This is a genomic window from Ruegeria sp. YTSA064, from assembly GCF_059610325.1.
Map to the genome: position 1 here is coordinate 251,363 of NZ_JBXWNK010000001.1, position 25,129 is coordinate 276,491.

Annotated in this window: 24 protein-coding genes and 1 riboswitch; of the genes, 13 read left to right on the forward strand and 11 right to left on the reverse strand. The window is 58.2% G+C overall.

The window, feature by feature from the left end:
* Positions 1-6: 6 nt before the first annotated feature.
* Together gltS and AC2FI7_RS01205 are read right to left on the reverse strand one after the other, a co-directional pair.
* Positions 7-1,215, reverse strand: coding sequence for a sodium/glutamate symporter (gltS, locus tag AC2FI7_RS01200; protein WP_480872733.1), 1,209 nt, complete (start codon positions 1,213-1,215; stop codon positions 7-9).
* A 5-nt stretch (positions 1,216-1,220) separates the two neighbouring features.
* The gene (locus AC2FI7_RS01205) at positions 1,221-1,742 is read right to left on the reverse strand and encodes a DUF6446 family protein (RefSeq protein WP_010439279.1); all 522 of its coding nucleotides are present in this window, start codon (positions 1,740-1,742) and stop codon (positions 1,221-1,223) included.
* Positions 1,743-1,820: 78 nt separating this feature from the next.
* Here AC2FI7_RS01205 and AC2FI7_RS01210 point away from each other — a divergent pair, with 78 nt between their 5' ends.
* Positions 1,821-2,453, forward strand: coding sequence for a MarC family protein (locus AC2FI7_RS01210; RefSeq protein ID WP_010439276.1), 633 nt, complete (start codon positions 1,821-1,823; stop codon positions 2,451-2,453).
* On the opposite strand, the gene AC2FI7_RS01215 is transcribed toward AC2FI7_RS01210, so the two are convergent.
* Positions 2,450-3,391 (reverse strand): glycine--tRNA ligase subunit alpha, encoded by a 942-nt coding sequence (locus AC2FI7_RS01215; RefSeq protein ID WP_029621752.1) that lies wholly within the window; start codon positions 3,389-3,391, stop codon positions 2,450-2,452. The genes AC2FI7_RS01210 and AC2FI7_RS01215 overlap by 4 nt on opposite strands.
* A 207-nt stretch (positions 3,392-3,598) precedes the next feature.
* Between AC2FI7_RS01215 and AC2FI7_RS01220 the strand changes: the two genes are divergently transcribed.
* Positions 3,599-5,338 (forward strand): serine protease, encoded by a 1,740-nt coding sequence (locus tag AC2FI7_RS01220; RefSeq protein ID WP_496815562.1) that lies wholly within the window; start codon positions 3,599-3,601, stop codon positions 5,336-5,338.
* A 56-nt stretch (positions 5,339-5,394) separates the two neighbouring features.
* On the opposite strand, the gene AC2FI7_RS01225 is transcribed toward AC2FI7_RS01220, so the two are convergent.
* The 5 genes from AC2FI7_RS01225 to metZ all read right to left on the reverse strand — a co-directional run bounded on the left by AC2FI7_RS01225 (position 5,395) and on the right by metZ (position 11,993).
* Positions 5,395-6,969, reverse strand: a complete 1,575-nt coding sequence (locus tag AC2FI7_RS01225; RefSeq protein WP_010439268.1) for a thiamine pyrophosphate-binding protein — start codon at positions 6,967-6,969, stop codon at positions 5,395-5,397.
* Positions 6,969-8,417, reverse strand: coding sequence for a TrkH family potassium uptake protein (locus tag AC2FI7_RS01230; RefSeq protein WP_010439263.1), 1,449 nt, complete (start codon positions 8,415-8,417; stop codon positions 6,969-6,971). The genes AC2FI7_RS01225 and AC2FI7_RS01230 overlap by 1 nt, the downstream gene beginning before the upstream one ends.
* Positions 8,418-8,468: 51 nt before the next feature.
* Complete coding sequence (locus tag AC2FI7_RS01235) at positions 8,469-9,236, reverse strand: hypothetical protein (protein WP_139056596.1); 768 nt, start codon at positions 9,234-9,236, stop codon at positions 8,469-8,471.
* 281 nt (positions 9,237-9,517) lie between these two features.
* Positions 9,518-10,621 (reverse strand): GTP cyclohydrolase FolE2, encoded by a 1,104-nt coding sequence (gene folE2 / locus AC2FI7_RS01240; RefSeq protein ID WP_010439255.1) that lies wholly within the window; start codon positions 10,619-10,621, stop codon positions 9,518-9,520.
* 181 nt (positions 10,622-10,802) lie between these two features.
* Positions 10,803-11,993: an O-succinylhomoserine sulfhydrylase gene (gene metZ / locus AC2FI7_RS01245; RefSeq protein WP_496815564.1), complete on the reverse strand. Its 1,191-nt coding sequence runs from the start codon at positions 11,991-11,993 to the stop codon at positions 10,803-10,805.
* 62 nt (positions 11,994-12,055) lie between these two features.
* A riboswitch (SAM riboswitch) is annotated at positions 12,056-12,133 on the reverse strand.
* Between the two features lie 129 nt (positions 12,134-12,262).
* Between metZ and AC2FI7_RS01250 the strand changes: the two genes are divergently transcribed.
* The 4 genes from AC2FI7_RS01250 (at position 12,263) to AC2FI7_RS01265 (ending at position 15,049) form a co-directional block, all read left to right on the forward strand.
* Entirely contained in the window at positions 12,263-12,952 is a 690-nt protein-coding gene (locus tag AC2FI7_RS01250) for a glutathione S-transferase N-terminal domain-containing protein (protein WP_010439251.1), read from the forward strand.
* A 62-nt stretch (positions 12,953-13,014) separates the two neighbouring features.
* The gene (locus AC2FI7_RS01255) at positions 13,015-13,845 is read left to right on the forward strand and encodes a creatininase family protein (RefSeq protein ID WP_010439249.1); all 831 of its coding nucleotides are present in this window, start codon (positions 13,015-13,017) and stop codon (positions 13,843-13,845) included.
* A 158-nt stretch (positions 13,846-14,003) separates the two neighbouring features.
* Entirely contained in the window at positions 14,004-14,327 is a 324-nt protein-coding gene (locus tag AC2FI7_RS01260; protein ID WP_010439247.1) for a 2Fe-2S iron-sulfur cluster-binding protein, read from the forward strand.
* Positions 14,328-14,344: 17 nt separating this feature from the next.
* Positions 14,345-15,049, forward strand: coding sequence for an FG-GAP repeat domain-containing protein (locus tag AC2FI7_RS01265; protein ID WP_238528767.1), 705 nt, complete (start codon positions 14,345-14,347; stop codon positions 15,047-15,049).
* A 108-nt stretch (positions 15,050-15,157) separates the two neighbouring features.
* Here AC2FI7_RS01265 and purD read toward each other — a convergent pair whose 3' ends face one another.
* Entirely contained in the window at positions 15,158-16,420 is a 1,263-nt protein-coding gene (gene purD / locus AC2FI7_RS01270; RefSeq protein ID WP_010439243.1) for a phosphoribosylamine--glycine ligase, read from the reverse strand.
* A 74-nt stretch (positions 16,421-16,494) separates the two neighbouring features.
* On the opposite strand from purD, the gene xseA reads away from it, so the two are divergent.
* Both xseA and AC2FI7_RS01280 read left to right on the forward strand, forming a co-directional pair.
* Positions 16,495-17,979 (forward strand): exodeoxyribonuclease VII large subunit, encoded by a 1,485-nt coding sequence (gene xseA, locus AC2FI7_RS01275; protein ID WP_010439240.1) that lies wholly within the window; start codon positions 16,495-16,497, stop codon positions 17,977-17,979.
* A gap of 3 nt (positions 17,980-17,982) precedes the next feature.
* A complete protein-coding gene (locus AC2FI7_RS01280; protein ID WP_319546898.1) occupies positions 17,983-18,630 on the forward strand; it encodes a glutathione S-transferase family protein in 648 nt (215 codons plus the stop codon).
* Positions 18,631-18,632: 2 nt separating this feature from the next.
* On the opposite strand, the gene AC2FI7_RS01285 is transcribed toward AC2FI7_RS01280, so the two are convergent.
* Complete coding sequence (locus AC2FI7_RS01285) at positions 18,633-19,028, reverse strand: hypothetical protein (protein WP_029621749.1); 396 nt, start codon at positions 19,026-19,028, stop codon at positions 18,633-18,635.
* Between the two features lie 141 nt (positions 19,029-19,169).
* Between AC2FI7_RS01285 and AC2FI7_RS01290 the strand changes: the two genes are divergently transcribed.
* The 5 genes from AC2FI7_RS01290 to AC2FI7_RS01310 all read left to right on the forward strand — a co-directional run bounded on the left by AC2FI7_RS01290 (position 19,170) and on the right by AC2FI7_RS01310 (position 23,393).
* Positions 19,170-19,808, forward strand: coding sequence for a lysoplasmalogenase (locus AC2FI7_RS01290; protein WP_010439232.1), 639 nt, complete (start codon positions 19,170-19,172; stop codon positions 19,806-19,808).
* Positions 19,809-19,866: 58 nt separating this feature from the next.
* Positions 19,867-21,003: a signal recognition particle-docking protein FtsY gene (ftsY, locus tag AC2FI7_RS01295; protein WP_496815565.1), complete on the forward strand. Its 1,137-nt coding sequence runs from the start codon at positions 19,867-19,869 to the stop codon at positions 21,001-21,003.
* 88 nt (positions 21,004-21,091) lie between these two features.
* Positions 21,092-21,994, forward strand: coding sequence for an EamA family transporter (locus AC2FI7_RS01300; RefSeq protein WP_010439225.1), 903 nt, complete (start codon positions 21,092-21,094; stop codon positions 21,992-21,994).
* A gap of 16 nt (positions 21,995-22,010) precedes the next feature.
* A complete protein-coding gene (locus AC2FI7_RS01305; protein ID WP_010439223.1) occupies positions 22,011-22,613 on the forward strand; it encodes an inner membrane-spanning protein YciB in 603 nt (200 codons plus the stop codon).
* Positions 22,614-22,724: 111 nt separating this feature from the next.
* Positions 22,725-23,393, forward strand: a complete 669-nt coding sequence (locus AC2FI7_RS01310) for a Crp/Fnr family transcriptional regulator (RefSeq protein ID WP_010439221.1) — start codon at positions 22,725-22,727, stop codon at positions 23,391-23,393.
* Positions 23,394-23,625: 232 nt separating this feature from the next.
* On the opposite strand, the gene AC2FI7_RS01315 is transcribed toward AC2FI7_RS01310, so the two are convergent.
* Entirely contained in the window at positions 23,626-25,074 is a 1,449-nt protein-coding gene (locus AC2FI7_RS01315; RefSeq protein WP_120981148.1) for a DegQ family serine endoprotease, read from the reverse strand.
* Positions 25,075-25,129: the final 55 nt, after the last annotated feature.

Consider the following 25,129-nt stretch of genomic DNA (forward strand, 5'->3'; position numbering starts at 1 on the left):
CGGTCCTTAGAAATTGACAATCGTCTGGATGACGATGGCATTGGCGATATCCACAAAGAATGCGGATACAAGGGGCAGCACGATAAAGGCAATAGGTGAAGGTCCATATCGCTTGGTTACGGCGGTCATATTCGCGATAGCGGTCGGGGTCGCACCCAATGCGAATCCTCCGAACCCAGCGGCCAGAACGGCGGCGCGGTAATTTGATCCCATCAGCGGGAACAGTGCCCAGATCACGAACACGACGGCAAACAGCGTCTGAGCGGTCATGATCACCGCGATTGCAAGGCCCAGCTCGGCGATGGTCCACAGTTGCAAGCTCATCAAGGACATCGCCAGAAATGCGCCTAATGCGAATTCCGATATCAGTGCCAGCGATGGTGTGCGCGAAACCGGCTTTGCGTTCGGTGCGACCATGCTGCGCAGATTGGCGATTACGATCCCCATGATCAGGCAGGGCACGAACAAGGGCAGCTTTAACCCAGCCGCACTGATCGCCTCGCTCAAAATCGCGCCGGAAATGATCGCGAGGTTGAGATACAGCAGAACCCGCATGATTGTCAGATGATCAATCTCGGACTTCTGGTCGACCTCATTGGGCAAGCCCACCGTATGCTCTTCCCCCGGCCGTTCGGGGCTGAGCTCGCGCCCCTCGATCAGCAGCCGCGCAATCGGCCCACCGACCAAGGCGGCCAACACAAGACCCAATGTAGCCACGGCCACACCCAACTCGGTTGCACCACTCAGCCCGGTGGCATCCGCAACTTCGGGTGCCCAGGCGATCGCGGTCCCATGTCCCCCGATCAACGCAGCAGACCCGAATAGCACCCCGGCTTGCGCCGGATATCCGAACATCACGGCCCCAGCAGCGCCGATCACATTCTGCGCGACGATGGTTAGAAGCGTCAAAATCAGAAGCAATAGCAATGGCTTGCCGCCCGCGATCAAATCGGACAGACGGGCGTTCAGACCAATCCCGGCAAAGAACAGAACCAATAGGAAATCTCGCGCGGTCAAGCCAAATGACAGCTCAATGCCAAATCCAAGATACAGAGCCAACACCACCAGCGAGGCCAAAAGGCCCCCGGTCACAGGCTCGGGGATGTTGAAGCTGCGCAAGGGCGCAACGCGGGCGTTAATCTCGGCCCCCAACAGGTAAACCGCAAAGCCCAGCGTTGCGGTCAGGAACTCCGGAATTTCAACAACCGTACCCATCTTCGTCAACCCTCGGGTCTGGGTGGGCATTCCTCGCCCACAACCGTGCCGTCATAGGCCTTTTCACCGCAATTGTTCAGTGCGTGCCAGATGTAGCCTTTACCATCCTGTGTAATGGCGACGATCTGATCGACACCATAATGGATGTTCTTGGCGCCCATGAAGGCCTGCGCCTGCCCTGTTTTCAACGCATCGGCAAGCGCGACCGCGTCGTAGCAGTCAAACCATCCCGGCGCAGTCAATGGCTCGGGGTTCTCGACAGGGATGAAATCCACCATCTGATCCGGCATCATCTCAGTTTCGAAACAGGCCCTATACCGGATCGGAGAGCTGTCGGCGTCAATGGCCTGGAACGCAGTGTAAGCGATGGGTTCGGGCGCCTCCGCCCCTCGCGCCAGCACTACCACATCCTGGCCCGGGCGTGGCTCGACCTCATAATAGAACCCATAGACCTGCAGATAATACATCCCGGCCCCTGCCAGAACGGCAGAAATCACAAGGATCAGAGCAAGCAGTTTTCCAGTCATCGATTACGCCGCCTCTTTCAAGTTCACAGAAAATAGGACAGGTTTCAAACTAGTACGAGCAGAAACGAGGCTACACGCATGGAAACCACCCTTGCCGTCGGATTTTTCGGCGCGCTGTTCGCGATCATGAATCCGATCACCAACCTGCCTGTGTTCCTGAGTGTTACGCAAGACCTGCCCGTTTCGGATCAACGCAAAGTGGCTGTGAAAACCGCGCTCTACTGCTTGATCCTTGGTGGAGCCTTCGCCGCAATTGGCAGTCAAGCGCTTGGGCTGTTTGGCATCAGTGTCGATGACCTGCGTGTCGCCGGTGGCCTTGTCGTCCTGATGATCGGGCTGAACATGCTGAACGGAAACGAAAGCAGCTCGCACCATGGGACCGACGGAGAAAAGAAATCCTACCCGGCCCCCGAGACGGTTGCCTTCTATCCCTTGGCCTTTCCGATACTGGTCGGCCCCGGCACGATCACGACCTTGATCCTCTACGCGCATCACATCAAGACACCGGTCGAAGCCATTGTCTATGCGGGTGTATTTCTGTTTGTCGTCGCTTTGCTGCTGGGTACATTCTGGAACGCCTCGGCGCTGGCCAAGCGGCTGTCGGACAATGCCCGCGTGGTCATGAGCCGCTTCATGGGCATGATCCTTGCGGCCATCGCAATCAGCATGATCGCAGACGGCCTGAAGGCGTTGTTGCCCGGTCTGGCCTAGGCGTTGCATAAAACCTCGAACCCGGCGGCCTCGGTCTGCACGAACGCATCGGCGCATTGCTTGGCCAATGCGCGGACGCGACCGATATAGGCCTGCCGTTCGGTCACCGAGATCACGCCTCGCGCGTCAAGCAGATTGAAAATGTGGCTGGCCTTGATGCACTGATCGTATGCAGGATGCGCCATGATGATGCGCTTGCCCGTCTTCGGGTCATCATGTTCCTGCGCCAGAATGGACGCGCATTCGGCCTCGGCCTCTTCGAAGTGGCGCAGCAGGACCTCGGTATTGGCCACATCAAAGTTCCAGCGGGCGTATTCCTCTTCGGTCTGCTTGAAGATGTCGCCATAAGTTAGCGGACTGGGTGATTGCGGATCGTTGAACGGCATATCCATCACATGATCGATGCCCAGTACATACATCGCCAAACGTTCCAGACCATAGGTCAACTCGCCCGAAACCGGCGTACAGTCGTGGCCCCCGACCTGCTGGAAATAGGTGAACTGGCTGACTTCCATGCCATCACACCAAACTTCCCAGCCCAGTCCCCACGCGCCCAGAGTAGGGCTTTCCCAGTCATCTTCAACAAACCGGATGTCGTGCAGGTCCATGTCGATACCGATGGCCTCAAGGCTGCCCAGATACAGCTCTTGCAGATCCGGCGGGCTGGGTTTGATCAACACCTGATACTGATAGTAATGCTGCAACCGGTTTGGGTTTTCGCCATAGCGCCCGTCCGTCGGGCGGCGTGAGGGTTGAACGTAGGCCGCGGCCCAAGCCTTGGATCCCAGCGCGCGCAGGGTGGTTGCCGGATGGAACGTACCCGCGCCAACCTCCATGTCATAGGGCTGCAGGATCGCACAGCCTTTCGACGCCCAATAGGTCTGAAGCCGCAGGATAATCTCCTGAAATGAACGAGGAGCGCTTTTGGGTTCGGTCATGACATTTCCCTTGGACGCCATTTGCGCCCTGTTTCAGTGGGTTTGGCCCTTCCTATGCAAGCCACCAAGGGGCGTCAACGGGCCAAACGGCACTGGCTGTCGCTGAGCAGCCACACCCAGAATTCCCCGTATTCCGGGCATGGCCATCGGGTCGCGATTCCGCGTACTCTGCGGCAAAGTGAAAACACTGCATAAAACGGGCAGACAATGACACGCGTATTTACGGTAATTACATTCTTTCTCTTCTTCGGTCTTCGCGCCGCTTTCGCCCAACAAGACGCCGGCGTTTGGATCCAGATTGAGGCACAGCCCTCGCTTCGCGAAGCGCGAGAGCGCGCTCAGGCTCACGCAAACGCCCTGCCAGATGTGAACGGATTTCGCCTGAACTCGGGCTGGTATGCCATTGTAATCGGGCCATATATTCGCGATGACGCCGAGCAGGTATTGCGGGTCTACCGGGCTGAACGCCAGATACCGTCAGACAGTTTCATCGCTTTTTCCAATGCGCTGGCTCAGCAGTTCTGGCCTGTTGGAGCCAACATTCTTGAACGGGGTGTGATCAACGCACCCGTACAGCCGGAACAGCAACCAGAACAGCCAGCGATTGGTTTGAGCTTGCAGGACGCAGACGAAACGCGTTCGGAAGCCCTGCAGGGTGAACGCCTGCTGACGGCTCAGGAACGCAAGGACCTGCAGACTGCGCTGCAGGCGGCCGGGTTCTACAACTCGACCATCGACGGTGCGTTTGGTCAGGGTACCCGTCGCTCGATGAGCGATTGGCAAAGCTTCAACGGGTTTGAGGCAACTGGCGTTCTGACAACATTGCAGCGCAAGACGCTGATGGACGACTACAACGCACCGCTGATCAGCGTCGGCTTGGCGCGATATTCCGACGTTCAAGCGGGGATCGAGTTGGACATGCCTCTGGGCGTGATTGCATTTGATCGCTATGAAGCCCCCTTTGCGCATTTCAAACCCGCCTCGGATCTGGACGCTCAAGCGCTGTTGATCAGCCAGGAAGGTTCACCCGCCACCCTTCGGGCGCTGTATCAGGTGATGCAATCGCTTGAGATTGTTCCGCTTGATGGCAAACGCGCCTTACGCGGGAACAGTTTTACGATAGAGGGGCGCGGCCAGGGAATAACCTCGCACACTCAGGCGGCCTTGAAGGACGGGAAGATCAAGGGGTTCACTCTGGTTTGGCCTGAAGGCGATGAAGCGCGACGCGCCCGCGTTCTGGCCGCAATGCGCGCTAGCTTCACCCCAACGGATGCGGTGCTCGATGCCAGTGCCGGGGCAGAGGCCGAACAACGCATTGATCTGGTCTCGGGTCTTCAGGTCCGCAAACCGCGACTGTCGCGATCCGGCTTCTACGCCGATAGCAACGGGACAGTCCTGACTGTATCGGAGGCTTCCGACAGCTGTAACCGCATCACTCTGGACGGTGGTCAGGAGGTTCAGGTCGCATGGCAAGACGCTGATCTTGGCGTTTCCGTTTTGCGCCCCAGCCAGACACTGGCCCCAATCAGCGTCGCCGAATTCCAATCAGACCAACCCCGTATTCAGTCTCAGGTCGCCGTTTCGGGCTTTTCTTACGAAGGCGCTTTGGGTGCCCCCACCCTGACCTTTGGCGAGATCGCCGATCTTCGCGGCTTGAACGGCGAAGATGGCGTCAAACGTTTAGCGCTGGCCGCGCAGCCCGGGGATGCGGGCGGGCCGGTCTTTGATGACAGCGGCAACGTGGTCGGCATGCTGCTACCCACCCCATCTGAGGGACGCACCCTGCCCGACTCGGTTAGCCTTGCGGCAAATGTCGATCGCCTGACAGAAGTCCTGAACAAGGCGGGTGTTTCCGGCCAAACCGCACAAAACTCGACCCAGATCTCACCAAACGAGCTAAGCCGCCGGGCCAGTGGAATGACTGTATTAGTTCATTGCTGGGACTGAATATCTGACATCACTGAAAAGGCGCTGGACCGAGGTGCAGCGCCTTTTTTCATGCCTCACAGAATTTCCGGCGTAATTCTGATCAGAGTTGGGCCGTTAGCAGTAAACGCCTTGCGAACTGCCGCCTGCATCTCATCCAGATTACCCGGTTCTGCCGATCGGGCCCCGAAGGCCTCGGCCAGTTTGCAGAAATCCGGATTGCGCGCGATCACCGCGTTGGGCGCGATCTGACTGCGCACCATGCTATCTTCGATCGCTTTCAGCTTGCCATTGTCCCACAGAATAATGGGCAAAGGCAGGCCCAACTCCACTGCGACGCCAAGCTCTTGCATCGTGTAGTGGAAACCATAGTCGCCCGCGATCACCGCTGTGGGTTTTCCACGTCGCGCCATGGCACCACCGATGCCTGCGGGCAGAGCATATCCCAGTGTGCCGAACCCAGTTGGGTGATGCCAGTGATAAGGATAATGCATGTCCCAGATCTCTTTCGAGACATAAGCGAACTGCGTCATATCCGAATAGATCATCGTCTCGACCGGCATCGCCTCGCGCAGCGCGTCGGACACCTGAACGATGCCCGGTAGTTCGGCGTTGATTTCCGCACGCCAGCGCGCGCGTGCCTCACTTACTTCATCCTGGGACCATCCGCCTGCCGGTTGAACCTTTTCGACGGATTGCCACAACGCATATGCGAAGCTTTCGCCATCAGCCTGAATCTTGACTGTCGCCCTATGGTGGTCGGACAACACTTCGGGGTCGATATCAACGCGTACCAGCTGGGCGGAATGGCCCAATCGATCACGCCACAAATCAACCTCTCCCAGCTCTGCCCCGACAACAACTACAAGATCGGCCGAAGCGATGACCTCGGCGCTGCCCGGACGAGGCAACATCGATCCGAAATCCAGCGGATAGTTGGCCCCAACAAGCCCTCGTCCGGCAAATGTGGTGAAACAGGCAGCACCTAGCTCCGTCAGAATCTGCCGCCACAGGTTGGAGCGGCTACCACCGCCTAGAATGAACAATGGCCGCTGCGCAATATTGAGCAAAGACAAAACAGGAGCGACATCAGGCGGCAACGCCTTGGTACGCAAGGCGGGTTGGTTCGGGAATGGTGCCGGCTCAGCTTCAGCTTCCAGCTGAGCAATTGGGATCTGGATATGCTTGGGCCGTGGTCGCGACAACTCAAAGTCTTCGAACGCTCGTTCAACCAACAGATATGTGGACTGCGCATCGTCTGCCTGGCAGGACCAGTCTGCCACGGTGTCCGCTGCGCCGCGTTGATCTTTCATCTGGTGCAACTGTCCACGCCGTGACTGAACATCATCAAGGCAAGAGGACAACACCAGCATTGGAACTGAATCCGAATAGGCCTGGCCCATTGGCGTCATGATGTTGCACAGGCCAGGACCGGTGATCACATAAGCCACACCAGGCTTGCCAGAAGCGCGCGCGTATCCATCAGCCATGAACCCAGCGCCTTGTTCGTGGCGCGCCAGTACATGCGTTATGCCAGCTTCTTCGATACCACGGTACATTTCCTGATTATGAACGCCGGGAATTCCAAAAATCACATCAACGCCGCGATCTTTCAACATATGCGATATCTGCGCACCAAGCGGTCGCTTCATTAGTCTCTCCAGAATTGAACAGTAAATATTGCGTAAACGGCAAGCAGCTCTAGCCGCCCAACCAACATACCTACAATAAGCATCCATTTCGCGCTGTCGTTGAGCCCGGCAAAGTTTCCTGCAGGGCCGATCTGATCACCCAGCCCAGGACCCACATTGGCCAGTGCAGTTGCGGCACCCGAAACCGAGGTTATAAAGTCCAGTCCAGTCAATGCCAGAGCCCATGACAGCACCCCCATCGAAAGTGCGAAGAACATAAAATAGCTCATGACCGAGGTCAGAACATCGCGCCCGATGGGTCGCCCGTCATATCGCGGCACGAACACACCATGCGGAGACCGGATGCGGCTGATCTGCGTTTTGATCGAGGCAAACAGCAGCTGATAGCGGAACACCTTGATCGAACATGCGGTAGAGCCCGCACAACCGCCAATTAGGCCGATCAGGAAGAACAGCATGATCGGGAAGCTGCCCCAGCCCATATAATCAACGCTGGCATAGCCGGTACCCGAGATGATCGAAGTGATATTGAACAGCGACTCGCGGAACGCTTGTTCCCAATGGTGTGGAAAGACCGATGTCAGGAATATCGACATGAGAACCACAAGAACCGCAATCGTTGCCAGAAATGCCCTGATCTGACTGTCTTGCCAAAGCGAACTCGTATTGCCATTGGCAAATTGGACATAGCGTACGAATGGCAAGGCCGCGAGGATCATGAAAACGGCGGCGGCGTATTCGGCAGGTCCCGAAAAAGTCCCGAATGATGCATCATAGTTAGAGAACCCGCCGGTGGAAATCGTGGTCAGCGCATGGACCAGAGCGTCAAAGAAACTCATCCCAAGACCGGCATATACGAGGATGCAGACCACTGTGAGAACGACATAGATCAGGGAAATCTGACCTGCAATTTCTTGCGCACGAGGAAGGATCTTCCCCATGGTTTCAAATCCTTCCGAGCGGAAGATCTGCATTCCGCCTACGCGCAGTTCGGGCAGGAACACCATTGCGACAACGATGATGCCAATGCCACCCAGCCATTGCAGGACCCCCCGCCACAACAACAGGCCACGTGGCAGATCATCCAGCCCCGAGATCACAGTCGACCCGGTGGTGGTCAGCCCCGACATCGCCTCGAAATAAGCATCAACAAAGCGGAGCTCGGTCTCGCCGAATACAAAGGGTATGGCGCCAAAAACCGGCAACGCCACCCAGACGCCCGAAGTCAGCAAAAAGGTCTGACGGATGGTCAGACCTTCGCCCACCCCGTTCGAACAACTCATCGCAAGAACGCTGCCGGTCAGCAGCGTGATGATCGCGCTTTCAAAGAAAACATGCCACTCGCCCCGCCCCTCGATCATGTCGACAAGCATGGGCAGCAGCATGGTCGCCCCTAGAATGGCGACCAGCAGGCCAATCACATATCCGACCGGGCGAAGATCCATCATGACGGGCAGCGTTGGCGCGCCAACCCGACGGTGTCAAGCAGATGATCGGCGTTAACTGTCGGATTTTGCCTCAGAGCCCGGCATCGCGGGTGGCTTCGACGGGGCGCGTGCACGACGCTGCGCTGGTTTGGCCTGCTCAGCCGATGCAGCTGCCGGTTTCTGCGGCGCAGGCTTTGCTGCGGCAGGTTTCGGGGCCGCTGTGACCTGATGCGCAGCTTTGGCCGGCGCGGGCTTTGCGGGGGCAGGCTTAGCTGCCGCAGGTGCCTTGGGCCCAGCTTTTGCCGTTTTTGCCGACGCTTTCGGCGCTGCGGCTACCGGTTGTGCCTTGGCCTGCGCGGAGGATTTGAACTCCGCGACCGCCTTGGCCGCCGTTGATACTGGCTTGGCCGATTTCGAGGCGGGTTTCACAGGCATCATGGCCTTGGCCCGTGCTGTTTTCACAGCCGGCTTGGCCGCAGGGGTCGCCATGGGTGCAGCGGCCGCAACCTTAGGAGCCGCCGCTTTCGGCACTGGTACCACCGCAGACGTAGCCGCCGCCTTTGGCTTAGGTGCCGCTTTGGTTTTCGGCTCGGCTTTATACTTTGCTGCAACCTTGGTTTTGGCAGCCGGCCTGGCTGGCTTTCGTGTTGCTGGTGTCGCCGCTTTGCGGGCAACCGGTGCGGGTGCCTCGGCTGTCTTCAGTCCGTGCAGAGGTGTCATCGGCAGATCAAAAGCCGCGCGCGTCATGATCTGCATGATCTCAATCTGACTGGCCATTGCGTAACCGGCCATCCGGATGGCCGCTGCCTGAAACTCAAGCGGTTGAGTAATCGGATTCATTGCATGTCTCTCCTGATAAAACCGAGGCAGCGGGAAAATGAGTAAAAGACCCCACCCGCCCCAATCGTCCGGGCGGATTTGCAGGTTGGCGGTCCAAGGCGTCGCACGTCCCGGCTTCCTTTCGGGCTGCACCATCCGGGTTTTGCGGAGGCGCAGCAGCTGCACTCAGGGGCAACCTAGCGCAAATTGAGGTGCAGATGCAGCATTACTTGCTGCATTGCGGCAAAAAAGCGCCCATGCGGGATTTTTGATCGTTTTTCCAGCAGCTTCCGAGGGGTCAATCAACCCACATGAAACAGCGTCGTGAACAAACGCGGGTCCAGGCTAGCCGTTTCGAACGTTGGACCCTCGGTCAAAATCGAGACCGCATCATGGCTGTGAAGGCTTTCCTGATGGCTGGCAATCACGCGGAAATCGCCGACATGATGATCGGCCTGCAACTCGGCGCAGAACAGACGCGCGGCATCTTCAACGAAAATGGGGTTGGCCGCGTTCAGTTCGGCAAAGGCCTGTTCATCCTCGCGCTTGACCATCACCTGCGTTTCGGTCGGCACCGCACGGCGACAGAGCGCGATCAGATCTTCGAACCACAGGCAATCCGCATTGCAATCAACCACGACCGAAATCCGCGCGACTGAGCGCTGCGAGTGCGGCGTTGCCAACTGCCCTCGTGTGGCGCGTGCGTGTTCACTAAGTTCCAGTGAACAGGGGCATGTGGACGAATAGACATAGTCAAGATGCATGATCTTTAGACGCTCTCCGCCCCGATCAACCAGTTCCAGCGCGATGTCGTAGTACTGGTATCCGGACAATCCCGAACGCAGGCTCTCGATCCGGTCGGGATAGGAAAACCGCATCTGAATCCGCGCATCCAAACTGTCCAGATCGGACAGATAGTCGTTCAGCGCTGCCTCCATCACCTCAAAACTAAAGGTACGCTCGGCGTGCTTGTAGAAAGACCGCATGATCCGGGACATGTTGATCCCCTTCTTTTCGGCCTCAAGGCTGACAGATCCGGTGACCGAGGTCTCAAGTGTCAGCTCGGCACCGCTTTTGCGGTGGAACCGGATCGGCAGGCGAAAATTCGAGATGCCGACATGCTGGATCTGCTGCTTCGACCCCCGGATCAGGCTGGACGGCCCGTTCTGCAAATCGGGCAAGGTGGCCCTGTAGGCTACATCTGCCTCAAAGCTTTCGGGATAGTCGCGCGACAAAGCAGGATATTCCGCCTGAGACAGCCCCGGAACAAGCTGCGCCACCGCCGGATCAAGCTGGCTGATTTCGACCGCCGAGGCCGATTTCGCCCATTCCCGCAGTACCTTTAGCGCTGCGGCGGCCTGATCGTGATCGGGTGTCTCGTTGATGTCGCGCGGATGAATGTTCATTGGCACGGATCCCTTGCTAGGCCGACGGTTATATACCACCGAGGTTTAATTACCAGTCCTGAACGATACGCGCGGGATAGCAGCCCGGATCGAAATTCGAGGCGAGAAATCGTCACATTACAACCAAAAGCGCCGGATCAGGCGGTTCACACCCGCCTGACCATGAATTCCCGGCGCGGCGCTAGCCCTGAGATACCTCCAGCGCGCGCTGGATATCCGTCAGCAGATCCCCGGCATCCTCAAGCCCGACCGACAGGCGGATCAGGCCGGGCGTAATACCCAACTCATCGCGCTGTTCTTCGCTCAGGCGCTGATGCGTGGTGGTGGCCGGGTGTGTCGCGATCGACTTGGCGTCACCCAAATTGTTCGAGATCACGGGGATCGTGAGCGCATTCAGGAACGCAAACGCTGCGGCTTTGCCGCCCTTGATATCCAGCGACAGAACCGTGCCGCCTTTGCCGCCCAGCTGATCCTGCACCAATGCGTTCTGCGGGTGCGTCTTAAGACCAGGGAACAGTGTCCTTTCTAGTGCGGGATGCCCTTCAAGCGCCTCAGCAATCTTCTGGGCGCTGTCTGCCTGCGCATTCACGCGCAGCGCCATGGTTTCAAGACCTTTGACCATGATCCAGGCGTTAAACGGACTAAGTGCACCGCCGGTGTGTTTCATGTAGGGTTCGACCGTGCCGCGGATGAAATCCTTGGTGCCGATGATCACACCGCCCAGCGCGCGGCCCTGCCCGTCAATATGCTTGGTTGCCGAATAAACAACCACATCCGCGCCCTGCTCGATCGCGCGCGAGAACACCGGCGTCGAGAACACATTGTCTACGATTACAACGGCACCAACCGCGTGGGCCAGTTTCGACACAGCGGCGATATCGATCACCTCAAGCGTCGGGTTCGACATGGATTCGAAGAATACCGCCTTGGTGTCAGGTCGGAGCGCGGCCTCCCATGCGGCCAGATCGGTACCGTCCACAAACGTCACCTCAACACCGAACCGAGTCAGGATGTTTTCAAGGATATACAGGCAGGACCCAAACAGAGCTTTGGCTGAAACCACATGGTCGCCAGCTTTCAACATCGAAGTCAGCGCACCGTTCACAGCCGCCATTCCCGAAGCGGTTGCGAACGCATCCTCGCCGCCTTCCAAAGCCGCTATACGTTGCTCGAACATCGAAACGGTGGGGTTGCCGTAGCGGGCATAGATGAACTCATCCGGGCCGCTTTCGATAAACCGGGCCTCGGCCTGCTCAGCGTTTTCGTAGACAAACCCTTGGGTCAGAAAGATCGCCTCGGAAACCTCATTGTACTGACTGCGACGGATGCCGCCATGGACGGCTTGGGTGCGTTTGTTCCAGCTCTCGCTCATCTCATTCCTTTCAGCCCCGCTTGGGAGGCAAACAAAAAACCCCAGACGCGGCCAAGCGAAAGGGGTCTTTCATCCTGACCTTTTAGCGGTGTTGTTTAGCGTGGCCCGCAATCCGGTAACAAATCGCCACGTGGTAGGCATGCGTTTACGCCCCGTCCCAGGCCTCGTCAAGCCCGTCCCGCTTCGGGTCACGCTTTCGTAAATGGCCCAAGCAGGCTCTTGCCGTTTGTGTAGAAAACTTCATGATCGCCCCAAACTAGGGAGGTCCCATGATCGATCTGTATTTCTGGCCCACGCCCAACGGCTGGAAAGTGTCCATCGCTTTGGAAGAGATGGAGCTGCCCTATGAAACCCACTTGATCAATATCGGCAAGGGCGATCAGTTCGATCCCGAATTCCTGAAGATCTCACCCAACAACCGCATGCCAGCTATCGTCGATCCGGATGGCCCCGACGGCGAGCCCGTTTCCGTTTTCGAAAGCGGCGCGATCCTGATGTATCTCGCCCGCAAGACTGGGCGCTTTTATGGCAAAACCGAGCGCGACCGGATTGCAGTCGAAGAATGGTTGATGTGGCAAATGGGCGGCGTTGGCCCCATGGCCGGTCAGGCGCATCACTTCCTGAAATACGCTCCGAAACTGGAGCCGCCGCAAGACCTTCCCTATCCAAAAGACCGCTATCGCACCGAGGTCGGGCGTCTATACGGCGTTCTGGACAGGCGTCTGGCCGAAAATGAATTTGTTGCGGGCGATTTCTACTCGATCGCCGACATGTCGATCTGGGGCTGGGCGAGCTTGTGGGAGGGTCAGCAGCAGGTACTGGAGGACAAACCGCACTTCACACGCTGGCTTGAGATGATGAGCGCCCGCCCCGGCGTTCAGGCCGGTCGCGCGCTGCATGCCGAGCTGCGTGGGGATCACGGGGACAAAAAATCGCAGGGGATCTTGTTCAATCGGTGAATTCGTTGTCTTTGTCCTGACCCGATTAGTGGGTTCCAGCATCATTTATAAGAGGAATGAACATGTGCCAGGCACGTTTGCGCAGAACCATTTGGGCGGTGTGCATTGTCGGGGCAGCGCTCATAACCGCCAGCTTGATGTGGATACAGCAAACGCCAGACCCTACCAACGATCTTTTTCTGGAACATATGACCTGGCCAGAAGTGCATGCCGCGCTTGAGGACGGCTACAGAACAATCATCATTCCCACAGGAGGAACCGAACAGAATGGTCCCCACGTCACTTTGGGAAAACACAATTTCGTTGTCGAATATGCCAGTCGGGAAATTGCCGAACAACTGGGCAATACTCTGATCGCACCGGTGATCCGCTATGTACCTGAAGGTGACGTTGTCCCCAACCCCACAGGACACATGCAATGGCCGGGTACAATTTCATTGCCCGAACCGGTCTTTCAGCAGGTGCTGGAAGCAACAATCCGCAGCCTCGCCTCTCACGGGTTCAAGGAGATCCTCCTGATCGGCGACAGCGGGGGAAATCAGGCAGCGCAGTCCCGTGCCGCCACTTCAACCAGCCTTGAATTAGCGACAACCGGGGTAATCGTTCAGCATGTCTCTGACTATTATGAAAAAAATGGCCAGATCGCATTTCTGGAAGATCAAGGTTTCAGTGCAGAGCAAATCGGCAATCATGCTGCGTTGCGGGACACCTCCGAGCTCATGTATGTCAATGCAGATGAAGTCGGTCGCTCACGAGCACCGGTTCCTCCTGGTTGGAGCGCAGGATTCGACGGTCAACCTGACCTCGCGACGCGCGAAATCGGCAAACAAATGGTTCAGCTTAAGGTGGACGCCGCGTTGAAACAGATACAGCGCCGAAGGGACGCAAATTAATAATGCACCCTTTCATAATCAAAGCAGCGATGAGAACAAAAATGGAATTCTCACCAGGAGAATCCAAGCTCAATACGATGAGACGCAAATGAGACTGGAAACATCAGGCTCCCTTCACTAAGGAAGAGTTCGACAACCGAAAAAGGAAGACGCACGCAATGGCAAAGATCACCTATGTCGAGCATGGCGGTACCGAACATACAGTCGAGGTCGCCAACGGACTGACAGTCATGGAAGGGGCCCGTGACAACAATATCCCCGGCATCGAGGCCGATTGCGGTGGCGCCTGCGCCTGCTCGACTTGCCATGTCTATGTTCACCCTGACTGGGTCGAGAAAATCCCGGCCAAGGACGACATGGAAGAAGACATGCTGGACTTTGCCTATGAGCCCGACACTGAGCGCTCGCGCCTGACCTGCCAGATCAAGGTCACCGATGCGCTGGACGGGCTGGTTGTCCAGATGCCCGAAAAACAAATCTGATGCCTTCCTGGTCGGTCATGGTCCTAGCAATCGCGCTGGGGATTTGTCCGATCAAAGCTCAGTCACAGCAACCATGGCAGTATGAGCCATTGGAATCGGCGGAATACGCCGAGCCCACCGCTCGATACCCGCACGGCGTGCTCGGTGATCAGATCGAATACGGCGCGCTTGTATTGCAATACGCACCCAATTCGGCGCGATACACAATCCGCCTGCCCAAGGAACGGGTCTTTGAAGATATTAAGCCGCGTCTTGTCGACATAGACAATGACGGCCTTCGCGAAGCGCTAGTGGTTGAAAGCCATCGTGACAAAGGTGCCCGGCTCGCAATCTACAACGGCGGCGGTCTGATCGCCGCCACCCCCTATATCGGAACCCGGAATCGCTGGCTTGCCCCTATCGGTGCCGCCGACCTCGATGGTGACGGCCATATCGAGATCGCCTATGTCGACCGCCCACACCTCGCTAAAACCCTGCGGATCTGGCGCTATGAAAACGGCACCCTGACCGAAATCCAGTCGATCCCCAGCCTCACCAATCACAAAATCGGAGAGGACTTCATCTCGGGCGGCCTACGTCAATGCGACGGTGCCCCAGAGTTAATCGTTGCAAACGCGAACTGGACGCGCATCATCAGCGTCTCATACCAGAACGGCTGGCAAACCGCTGATCTCGGCCCGCTCAGAAAACGCGATGACTTGACCGCAGCGCTAAAGTGCTGATCCCGTCTTCATCTGGCCATAAATACCCTGGGGGGGTGAGGCCAAAGGCCGAGGGGGCAATGCCCCCTACTTGCAAACAATCAAGTCGGGCATAGCCCGGAAATCAGATCACAGCGCGCGCCAACCGATATCACGGCGATAGAAGCCTTCGGGCCAATCCACGCCTTCTACCATCGCATAAGCCCGGTCGCGCGCTTCTTGCAGCGTGTCCCCGCGTGCGGTCACGTTGAGAACCCGACCGCCTGTTGCCTGAACCTGCCCCTCAGCCGCCTTAGTACCCGCATGGAAGACCATGTTCCGGCTGTCCTCGGGCAGGTCTTCCAATCCCTTGATTGCAGTGCCTTTCTCGTAGGTGCCGGGATATCCTTTTGCGGCCATCACGACGGTGATCGCGTGATCCTCAGCCCAGTTCACACGCGTCTCACCCAGCCGCCCTTCGGCCGCAGCGTGCAACAGATCCATCGCCTGCGCGCCCAGCCGCATCATCAAAACCTGACATTCCGGATCGCCAAAACGCACATTGTATTCCACCAGCTTGGGCTGACCATCGTTGATCATCAGCCCTGCATAAAGCACACCCTGAAATGGCGTCCCCCGCCGCGTCATCTCAGCTACGGTCGGGCGCACGATCTGATCCATTGCACGGGCCTCAATCTCGGCACTCAAAACCGGGGCCGGAGAATACGCACCCATGCCGCCGGTGTTCAGTCCGGTATCCCCCTCTCCCACACGCTTGTGGTCCTGAGCCGTGCCAATCGACAGGATATCCTCACCATCACAGAGAACGAAAAGCGAAGCCTCCTCGCCCTCCATGAATTCTTCGATTACAACTTCGGCCCCCGCGCCACCGAAGGCACCGCCGAACATGTCATCAATGGCGTCCAGCGCGGTTTGCTCATCCATTGCAACGATCACACCCTTCCCGGCAGCCAGACCATCGGCCTTGACCACGATCGGGGCACCCTGCGCGCGGATATAAGCCTTGGCTGGTTCTGCTTCCGTGAACCGGGCATAACCCGCTGTCGGCGCGCCAGATGCGTCACAGATTTCCTTGGTGAAACTTTTTGAGGCCTCTAACCGCGCCGCTTCGGCTGACGGACCAAAGACCAGAACGCCTGCTTCACGCAACCGATCAGCAACCCCCGCCGCCAAAGGAGCCTCAGGGCCGACAATTACGAAATCAATCGCGTTTTCTTCGGCAAAACTGACGACTGCGCCACCATTCTCGATATCCAGCGCAGCACAATCTGCGATCTGCGCGATCCCGGCGTTGCCCGGTGCCACAATCAGGCGATCACATTTAGGGTTCTGCATCACCGCCCAAGCAAGGCTGTGTTCGCGCCCGCCGCTGCCGAGAATGAGGATATTCATGAAACGCTCCGATCTGCTTGGCCTTGCCTGCGCGGCGTTCTAAGCTGCGCAGAGATTTGACACAAGGCGCTGAAATGTCCGACCTGCTTGATGACCCGATTCCGGGCCAAAACACCCCCGAATACACCGTCTCGGACATCTCGGGTGAGGTGAAGCGCACGCTCGAAGGCACGTTTGGCCGAATCCGTGTACGCGGCGAGGTCGGGCGGGTGTTCAAGGCGCGCTCGGGGCATCTCTACTACGACATTAAGGACGACCGGAATGTTCTGGCCTGCACCACGTGGAAAGGGCAGATATCAGGTTTGTCGGTTGTTCCCGAGGAAGGTCTTGAAGTTGTCGTCACCGGACGTCTCACAGCTTTCGGAGCCCAGTCGAAATACAATCTGAACGTCGATGAGGTCGCCGTCGCCGGCCAAGGCGCACTAATGGCATTGCTGGAAAAGCGCAAGAAACAGCTCGAAGCCGAAGGCCTGTTTGCGCCCGAACGCAAGAAACCGCTGCCCTACCTGCCCCAAATCATCGGCGTTGTCACTTCGCCCTCCGGCGCGGTGATCCGGGACATCTTGCATCGGCTACGCGATCGTTTCCCGCGCAAAGTACTGATCTGGCCCGTCGCGGTCCAGGGTGCAAACTGCGCCCCTGAAGTGACCCGCGCCATCGAAGGCTTCAACAACCTTACCCCCGGCGGAGCGCTGCCGCGCCCCGACCTGATTATCGTCGCGCGCGGGGGCGGATCAATCGAAGACCTCTGGGGCTTCAACGAAGAAAGCGTTGCGCGTGCGACCGCCGCTTCAGAAATCCCGCTGATCTCGGCCGTGGGACACGAGACCGACACCACCCTGATCGACTATGTCTCGGACCGCCGCGCCCCTACGCCAACCGCCGCTGCCGAACTTGCCGTACCGGTCCGCATGGAACTGCTGGCTTGGACCAACGAACAAGGGGCCCGCCTGTCGCGCGCGGCAACGGACGCCGTGCAGCGCCGCAGCCAACGCCTGCGCGATCTGTCGCGCGCGCTGCCGCGCCCAGACACACTGCTGGAAAGCCCGCGCCAAAGGCTCGACCAGATATCCGAGCGCTTGCCCAACGCGCTAATCCGGGGTGTTCAGAACCGCCGCGTCAAGCTGCTGGACAGTGCGGCGCGTCTGCGCCCCTCGACCCTGCGCAGCTTTGTCGAAACCCGCCGCGACCGCTGGCGCAACCTGTCCTCACGCCTGTCGCTGCGCCCGATCCAGCGCGAGCTGGAAACACGGCGCGATACCCTCAACCGACTGAGCGATCGCCTGAACGCCGCGCAATCCACGCGGCTGGACCGCCTACGCCAGCAAATGGAGGCCACCGACCGCCTGCGCGAAACGCTGAGCTACAAGGCGACGCTCGGGCGTGGCTACGCCGTCGTGCGCGCCGACGGGGAAGTCATCACAACCAAAGCACAGGCCGCCGGTCACACGGCACTTGAGATCGAGTTCGCCGATGGTCGCCTCCAAACCGGAACACAGGGCAAAGCATCGACCAAAAAACCCAAACAGGCACCGCCTGATCAGGGATCGTTGTTCTGATCCATGCTGACGATCTGGGGCCGTAAAACATCATCCAATGTTCAGGCGCTCATGTGGTGTGTCGGCGAACTCGATCTGGAGTACCAGCGCCACGATCTGGGTCATCTCTTTGGCGGATTGGACAGCGCGGCGTTTCAGGCCCTGAACCCAAACCGAACCATTCCGGTTCTAAGAGATGGTGACGGCGCACCGCTCTGGGAGACCGGTGCCATCCTGCGGTATCTTGCTACCAGATATGGGAACGAAACTTTCTGGCCATCAGATCCCATTCAGCGCGCGCAGATCGACAAATGGGCGGAATGGGCAAAACTAAACATCGCAATGGCGTTTACCGTCCCGATTTTCTGGCAAGTGGTTCGCACCCCTGCAAAACAGCGGGACGATCAGGCAATCCGACAGGCCGTCATCGATCTGGAGATCAAGCTAACCATAGCAGACACTCTGCTTGCCGACTCACCCTATCTGGCGGGCGATACGTTCACTTTGGCCGATATCCAATTCGGCCACGTGCTCTACCGCTACTACGATATCGAAATAGACCGCGCGACGCTCCCGCATCTTAGCAGATACTACGACACGTTAACCGAAAGACCTGCATATAAAAGACATGTCATGATTGGCTACGAAGAGCTAAGGCCACCCGACGCTTGACATCAGACCCCGACATCCGGCCCGTAACACAGCATCTCTTCGCCAATATCCTCAGCCTCGTACAGCTCCGTCGCAGTCGGATCACCTTCGAATTGCGCGATCAGCCCGCCGCCAAACTCCGTGAACACCCAGCATTGCGGCGCCAGCTGATCCTCATAGATAAAGCAGATCTGATCTTCCTGCTCGTACCAGACCCCTTCCATGCATTTGCCATCCAGAAATGACCAGATCACACGACGATTAGGAAGATACCGCTCGACCCCATAGGCTTGCCCACCGAACCCGTAAAACAACGTTTTCCCACGGGTATACGCATCGAACTCAGTCGCAGTCAGAGGCGACTGCGCCGCAACGGAATGCGCCACGAAGGTCAGCAGAATCATAATAGCTCTGAACATGTCTTCAGTCTGTCAGATGCTGCTACCGAGTACCATTCAACCTTTCTGGCTCTGCCAAATCGGCAAGATAACTCAACGTCACGCCTTGATGCACCGCGGTGATCATGGCGATGATTGCCTCAAAAACATCGGGGATGCACCATGACGACACTTCTGTTTTGGATCGCGGGGGCCTGCGCGCTGGCCTACCTGCCACTCACCCCGCGCCCTGCCAGCGCCCTGCGCAGCACGCTGAAAACAGCGTCGGTCGCCCTGCTGGCCGGAATCGCCCTACTGGCAAATGCACCATGGCTTCTGATCCTTGCGCTCACCCTCTGCGCCATCGGGGATGCCCTTCTGTCACGCGAAACCGACAGCACATTCATGGCAGGCATCGGCACATTTGCGGCTGGCCATCTGGCTTATATTGCTCTGTTCCTGACCCATCCCGATAGCAACCTGGAACTGATCTTCGACCACCCCGCGACCTTCTGGTCCCTGATCATTCTTGGCATCGTTATGGCCACGCTGCTCGCCCCCCGCGCCGGAGACCTCAAGATCCCCGTCCTCGCCTATATCCCGATCATCCTGGGCATGGGCATTACCGTTCTGTCCCTTCCTGATACTGGTGTATTACGCTGGGCCTTGCCCGCCGCTATGGCCTTCATCGCCTCGGACCTGACCCTTGCGACTGAAAAGTTTCTGCTGCCCGCCAAGCACCCGGCCCTGAAGCTTACGCCCTATCTGGTCTGGCCGCTCTATTGGGGGGCGCAGGCCGGGTTTCTGATCACCTTCACCTGACCCTTTGCAACTGCCTTCAATCCGCATTAGGTGAGGGGAACACCTGCGGAGACCAAAAATGGCGTTTTTCTCAAAGCTCAAGGACAAGCTGTTCAAATCCTCGTCGCGCCTCGAAGAGGGGCTGGATGCGATTGTCGAGGATGGCGGCGAGGAAACCACACCTGACCCCGTGATCCCTGACCCCGAGCCAGAACCGCAACCGGTTCCCGAAGTGCCGGAGCCTGCGCCTGTGCCACAACCGGCCGAACCCCCAGCTCCGATCCCGGCTGATCCCACACCGGCCCCTCCGCCCCCGGAAGTCCCCGATTCCAAAGGCCTGCTGGGCCGCCTGTTTACGCGCAACGAAGACCGCATGGTTGTTCGCCGCACTCTGGACGACGACATGCTGGAACAGCTCGAAGAGCTTCTGATCGCCTCGGACATGGGCGTCGACACCGCCCTGCGCGTTACGTCCAACATGGCAGAGGGGCGCTTTGGCCGCAAACTCTCGACCCAGGAAATCAAACAGCTGCTGGCGCAGGAAGTCGCGCGTGTGATGGACCCTGTGGCCAAACCAATGCCAATCTACCCCAAGCGCCCACAAGTGGTGTTGGTCGTGGGCGTGAACGGCTCGGGCAAAACCACGACCATCGGCAAGCTCGCCAGCCAGTTCAAAGCCGCAGGCAAAAAGGTCGTCATCGCCGCCGGAGACACCTTCCGCGCCGCCGCCGTCGAGCAGTTGCAGGTCTGGGGAGACCGCGCTGGTGTCCCGGTGCTGACCGCGCCCGAAGGCTCAGACCCCGCTTCGCTGGCCTTCGATGCCCTGACCAAAGCGCAAAACGAAGGTGCCGACCTTCTGATGATTGATACAGCAGGCCGCCTGCAAAATCGCGCTGACCTAATGGAGGAACTGGCCAAGATCGTCCGCGTCATCCGCAAGGTCGACGACACGGCCCCGCACAACACCCTACTGGTGCTGGACGCCACCACCGGCCAGAACGCCCTTAGCCAGGTCGAAACCTTCCGCAATCTCGCCGATGTCTCGGGCCTTGTGATGACCAAGCTCGATGGCACAGCCAAAGGCGGCGTACTGGTCGCCCTCGCCGACAAGTTCGGTCTGCCGATCCACGCGATTGGCGTCGGTGAGCAGATTGACGACCTCGCCCCTTTCGACCCCGAAGAATTCGCCGCCGCCCTCACCGGCCTGCAAACCTGATCCGCCCCTTCATCTGGCCAAAAATACCTTCGGGGGGCGTGGGGGGCAGACAGCCCCCCACTCTCTCCGCCCAAGCGAAAGCCCCGATTTGAGCGACTGGCTAATCTCCCTCGAAGGCACCGAAGCAGGCCACCACCTCGCCCTCGCCCTCGCGCTGATGGCGGCCTTCCTGCATGCAGTCTTCGGCGCGCTGCAAAAGGGTCGCCATGACCCGTGGATGTCGCGTGGGGCGATCGATGCCTGCTATTGCCTTATGGCGATGCCCTTCGCCTTTTTCGTCGTCCCATGGCCCGAACCATATATGTGGCCCATCTTTGGCGTCGTTTGGGTGATCCATATCGGCTACAAGGTCCTGCAGGCGATGGCCTATACCAAAGGCTCCTACACGGTTGTCTATCCGGTCGTGCGTGGCACTGGCCCGCTCTTTACCGTAATCGGGGCCTATATTCTGTTTGGCGAGACATTCACAGGTGTTCAATGGCTGGGTGTGGCCACTTTGCTGGCAGGTATCTTCGGCCTCGCCGCCTATAACCTGCGCTATCTTGAGACCAATCGTGACACGCTACATATCGCGCTGGTACTGGCGCTTGCCACTGGCCTCTTTGTCGCGCTCTATACGACCTATGACGCCTACGGCATACGCGCCACAGCCGACCCGTTCACCTTCCTCGCGTGGTTCTTCATGATCGACGGAGCCGCCATGCCGATTTACGCCGCGCTTCGATACCGTGCCATGATTCACCGACCAGCACTCGGCCCCCTGATGCTACGCGGTTTTGTCGGCGGTATCGTCGCACCGCTGTCTTTTGGTGCGGTCATGTTGGCCACGCGGCTCGACAAGGTCGGAGAAGCCGCCGTCCTGCGCGAAACCTCAACCGTCTTCGCCGCGCTCATCGGGTGGCTGGTGCTAAAAGAAACCGTCGGCCCCAGGCGCATTGCGTTAATGGCATTGATTGCACTCGGTGCAGTAATAGTTGAAATGGGCGGGTAAGCAGCAGGTCGGAATCATGGCAGAGAAAAAAGACATCAACCCTTTCCTCAAACAGGTGCTGGAACTGGGGCCCCCGCTGGCCTTCTTCTTCATCTACCTGCGTCTGCGTGATGACAATTTCGTGATCGGCGGCACCGAGTATTCGGGCTTTATCGTCGCCACCATCCTGTTTGTGCCTCTGATGCTGGCTGCCATGGGCATCCTCTGGTACCTGACCGGCAAGCTCAGCCGGATGCAGATTTTCACTGCGTTCATGGTGATTTTCTTCGGTGGCCTTACCGCCTGGTTCAATGACGAGCGGTTTTTCAAGATGAAAACAACGCTGGTCTATGGCTTCTTTTCCGCCATCCTTGGGATCGGTCTTTTGCAGGGAAAGTCCTACCTGGCTTACGTTCTGGACGAAATGCTGCCCATGCGTGACGAAGGCTGGATGATCCTGACGCGCCGACTGTGTGCCTGTTTTGCGGTGCTTGCGGTCGCCAATGAACTGGTCTGGAGAACAATGTCGACCGACCTTTGGGTCAAGATCGAAACCTTCGGCTTTCCCATCGCGCTGATGGCGTTCCTGATGATGCAGTTCAGCATGCTGCAACGCTATATGGATGACCCGGATCAGTAACCGGTCGGATCACTCAGCGTTAATATCTGATGAATTTTCTTGGCTTAGAACGCAAGCTGTGGAAAGCTGGGTCACCACCCGCACCACTCAACTCCGGAGACAATCGCCCGCATGATGGCTTTCCCCAATAGCGGATTCCTATCCGAAGCCTCTGAAGAGCTGCGCACAATGCTGGCGGCCCAGGCCACAGAATTGACGCTCGACCGGGGCGATGTACTGTTCGAACAAGGCGACCCAGGAGAGGCGCTTTATGCGATCCTGTCCGGCAAGCTCGAGGTATCCTTTTTGGCCATGAGCGGACGTAAACTGTCGCTTAGGCTGATGCGCGCTGGCGAAGTGTTCGGCGAGATTGCTCTGTTCGACAGCGGTCCCCGGACCGCCACTGTCACCGCAGCAGAGCCTGCCAAAGTACTTCGCGTTCGACACAAGGATGTCATGGAACAGATCAGAAAGAACCCCGATCTCGCGGTCGACTTGATCCGCCTCGCGGGGGTGCGCATGCGTTGGATGGGTGATCAGTTGAACGAGCAGGTGTTCCTGCCAATGCCGATAAGACTGGCGCGCAAGCTGTTGCATTTGGCAGGTCAACAAGACACACCGACGGCTCGGATCACGCTGTCACAAAGCGAACTGGCTGAATTCGTCGGTGCAACGCGTGAAGCGGTGTCAAAAACCATATCGACTTGGAAGCGCGACAATGTGGTCGAAGCCTCGCGTGGAGGTCTGCAAATCCACGATTTCGACGCACTACGGCAACTTGCCGAATCTGATCTGATCTAAAGTTGCACGGATGTGATCCGCTTCACATACGCGGCATCAAGATTGCCCTAAGGTCAATCCTGTTACCGTAGGAGGTCGGTTTTATCATCCCCGATATCTGTCCACCGACCTCTCCCTGTACAAGAGCCATATGCCTTCCCCGGCATATGGCTTCTTTCTTAAGAAAGTATGAATAAATGAAGAAAGGCCGGGATATTCACCCGGCCTTCACAAATTTTGATTGGAATGCTGTTTACGGTTCCAAGCTCAGCGCCACAAAACGAGGCTCTCCGCCACGCCGTACCAGCAGCAGCAGCGATTTACGCCCAGCCTCTCGCGCCTCTTCCATGCGGGCCTCAAGATCAGCAATTGAGGTCACTTTTTGCTGCCCCGCCTCTGTGATCAGATCGCCGGTGCGCAGGCCTTTCTCAAAGGCTTCCGAAGCTTCATCCACATTGGTGACCAACAGGCCCTCGGCATCGGCATCCAGCCCCAATTCCTCGCGCTGGCTGTTGCCCAACGGAGCGATGGTCAGACCCAGAATGTCTTTATCCTCTTCCGCCGGTGCTTCGATTTCTGGCTCATCACCTTCTTCGGAGCGCTCGGCATCCTCGCGACGCCCCAGCGTCACCAGCACGGTTTGCGTGCCACCGTCACGATGCACAACGACGCGCACGGATTTACCTACCGTGGTCTCACCCACCTGCCGTACAAGGCCGCGCGTGTCCTCGACCTCGACTCCATCGAAGCTGATGATCACATCTCCGGCCAACAGACCGGCTTCTTTGGCCGGACCGTCCGGGACATCGCTGATCAGCGCGCCGCCGGGTTTGTCCAGACCCATTGCCTCGGCCATATCCTCGGTCACGTCCTGAATGCGCACGCCCAGCCAGCCGCGGCGGGTTTCACCAAACTCGCGCAACTGATCGACAACCTTGATCACCACGTTCGAGGCCATCGAGAACCCGATCCCGATCGAGCCGCCATTGGGCGACAGGATCGCCGTGTTCACACCAATTACTTCGCCATTCATATTGAACAACGGACCGCCCGAGTTCCCTCGGTTGATCGCGGCATCGGTCTGGATGTAATCGTCATAAGAACCGCTCAGCGCCCGGTTTCGCGCCGACACGATCCCGGCCGAGACCGAAAATCCCTGCCCAAGCGGATTACCCATCGCAATCACCCAATCCCCCACGCGCGCCGTATCGCTGTCACCGAATTGGACATATTTCAGAGGCCCTTCGGCTTCGACCTTCAGCAGCGCGATATCGGTTTTTTCGTCCTTGCCGATCACCTTAGCAACCAGTTCTTCTGCAGGCTGACCATCACCAGGAAAGAACTCGACCAGAATTTCATCGGCTTCGGCGATGACGTGATTGTTGGTGACGATATACCCGTCTTCCGAAATCACGAACCCCGAGCCCAGCGCGTTGCTGCGGCGCGGGCGGTTTTCGTCATCCCCGCCATTGCGGTCCTGAAACTCGCGGAAAAAATCCTCGAACGGAGAGCCTTCGGGCACGATCCCCTGCGGACCGGTCTGACCTTCGATCAGGGTCGAGGTGGTAATATTGACCACCGCGGGGCTGATCTTTTCAGCAAGCGGTGCCAGACTGTCACCGCGCGACTGCGCGGCCACTGACTGTGCAAGAACCAGCAGCATCCCCAAAAAGGCCAGCCACATAAGCCGCATCATTACCATAACATCGTCCCGCCGGACGGACACACTGCGCGCTTTCGCCTGCACTTGGGGTCTC